Origin of the sequence: Bacillus sp. JJ1127 (genome assembly GCF_036965845.1) — a bacterium.
In the GTDB taxonomy this organism is placed as follows: domain Bacteria; phylum Bacillota; class Bacilli; order Bacillales; family Bacillaceae_G; genus Bacillus_A.
Window position 1 is genome coordinate 233 of sequence record NZ_JBALQK010000420.1, and the last position, 2,365, is coordinate 2,597.

The 2,365-nt window shown below is 32.5% G+C and carries 2 protein-coding genes; both read left to right on the forward strand.

The genetic code is table 11. The features are described from left to right. A partial coding sequence (locus V7183_RS25425) for a TetR/AcrR family transcriptional regulator (RefSeq protein WP_335361269.1) occupies window positions 1-432 on the forward strand: 432 nt, incomplete at its 5' end. 19 nt (window positions 433-451) lie between these two features. Next, the gene (locus V7183_RS25430; protein WP_335361270.1) at window positions 452-2,005 is read left to right on the forward strand and encodes an MFS transporter; all 1,554 of its coding nucleotides are present in this window, start codon (window positions 452-454) and stop codon (window positions 2,003-2,005) included. Window positions 2,006-2,365 lie beyond the last annotated feature (360 nt).

Genomic DNA, 2,365 nt, shown 5'->3' on the forward strand with positions numbered 1-2,365 from the left:
AATTTATTTCGAGAAAGTATTATTTTGCGAACGACACCAGTTGCATTGTTAGAGGAAATAGAAGAGCAGTTTACAGGCGATTTAAATAAGGACCTTACAAAAATTGCAGAAACATATATCCAGGTAAACTTACCGAAGTTAAATTATATTTGGGCAGCATTATTAGAATCTCGACAAAATAGTGAAATGAGACGATTACTTCATGAATTAAATTCACATTTAGTTGACCATTTAGAAACATATTTACAGCAACTTGGGGAGAAGGGGCACATTATTCCATGTAACTATCGTTTAATAGCGAATATGTTTTATGGACAATTATTCTTATATATTATGAATGTCAGTATAACGGAAGAAGATATTCAATTAGAAGAGTATATAGAAACATGCGTAAATCTATTTATGAATGGGATTTCATTTAACAAAAATTAAAAGAGAGGAGATGGAAAATATGGGGAAGATATTTGCGTTAATTGCATTAGTTACAGGGTTTTTCATGGCAATTTTAGACTCAAATATTGTAAATATTACATTACCAGAAATGACAAAGACATTTCATACTTCAATTGATACGATTTCTTGGATTGCAAATGGATATAATGTTGCTTTTGTGACCTGTTTATTAATAGCAGCTCGTCTTGCGGATCAATTTGGCCGCAAGAAGCTGTATGTTATTGGTTTAATAGGATTTTCTATTAGCTCATTCATGTGCGGAATAGCATCATCTTTTTATATGTTAGTAACCTTTCGTGTGTTGCAAGGAATTTCAGCAGCCATAATTGTGCCTGTTGCGATGCCGCTTGGACTTGAACTTGTACCGAAAGAAAAACAAGGTATGATAGGTGGAGTTATGGGGGCTTTTGGCGGGTTAGCTGCAGCGATTGGTCCATCAATTGGAGGGGTTTTAACAGATAAATTAAGTTGGAACTGGGTATTTTTCATCAATGTACCAGTTGGTATTCTTTCCTTAATCTTCGTCTTTCTTTTTATTAAAGAATCTTATGATCATACCGCAAGTCCTAAAGTAGATTGGGCAGGTATGGTTACTTCATCATGTGCATTATTTTTACTTGTATACGCTTTGATACAAGTAAATAAAGCGACTTTAAGTCCGCTAAGCATAAGTCTTCTCTTTAGTATTTCTATTATAAGTTTTATATTGTTTATCTTTATTGAAAAGAAAAGTAAAAATCCAGTGTTACCCCTACATTTATTTTCATATAAGGAGTTTTCGTTTTCAAACCTTGCGTTATTTTTTGTGGGCATGGGGTTGATGAACTTTTTATTTATTTTTGCATTTTATTTAGTTCAAGTAGAAGGAATGAGTGAACTTAAGGCGGGAATGATTATTAGTACACTAGCGATTGTATCAATGATAGTTACGGCAATTATGACACCAATCGCTGCAAAACGTGGAAGTAGTGTCATTGGCAGTGTAGGTATTATTGCATTTTTAATTGCTTCGTATTTATTCGGGCATATGGAGTTAAACTTTTCGACTTGGGATTATGTTTGGCGGCTTATGATTGTAGGTTTCGGTGCAGGATGTACGCTTGCTCCTTTTACAACAACTGCAGTATTAAGTGTGCCAATTGAAAAATCAGGTATTGCATCAAGCGTATCCAATATTTCAAGAACAGTAGGCAGCATTGTAGGCGTAGCGATATTAGTCGTTATTTTAAATCATCAATTATCGAATGAAAAAGAAAAAATAAATCAACAAGTCATAACAATGGTTCAAAAAAGTAATCAAACAGATTTAGAAAAAGAGAAACTATTGCAAGCAATTCAAACAATTGATAAGCAGGAACGGGTAATAATAGAATCAAAAGAGGGAAATGAATTTTATGAACAAGTGAAGTGGAAATATAAGCATGCGGTTATCCGTAGTTTCAATCAAACATTTTTAATAGGGTCATTTATTTTTCTTTTGGCACTTATTTGTAATGTAGTAGAAATATATATGAATAGAAAGAGGGAGAATAGATTAAGATCCTCATGTTAAGTAATTAATACGAAACAATCAACAAGTTTTGTTTACATAATATTATTATGAGTAGAATTCTTAAGGCGGCTATCATTACATGTTTGAACCTACATAAATAGGGGATCATAGAAGTAAAATTGTTGCATTCAAAATGAAAGTATGCAACAATCAGCATATTTTTATTTGGTCTCGCCATTGGGAGCGGATTAATCGTTCATTCATGCTTGTATCATCAATAATCCATTTTTTAAGTATAATATATGTTCTCTAAATTGGATTGGCTATCTATATAAATCCATTTTAATTTTTCGACATCTACATTCCTGCTATGCAGAATAAAAAGTAATCTACACTCGTCTGCTCTTTCTGTTTTTACTT

What these genes read in the sequence shown, in the direction of transcription:
- V7183_RS25430 (WP_335361270.1), top strand. Translation starts at nt 452, where the DNA reads ATGGGGAAGATATTTGCGTTAATTGCATTAGTTACAGGGTTTTTCATG.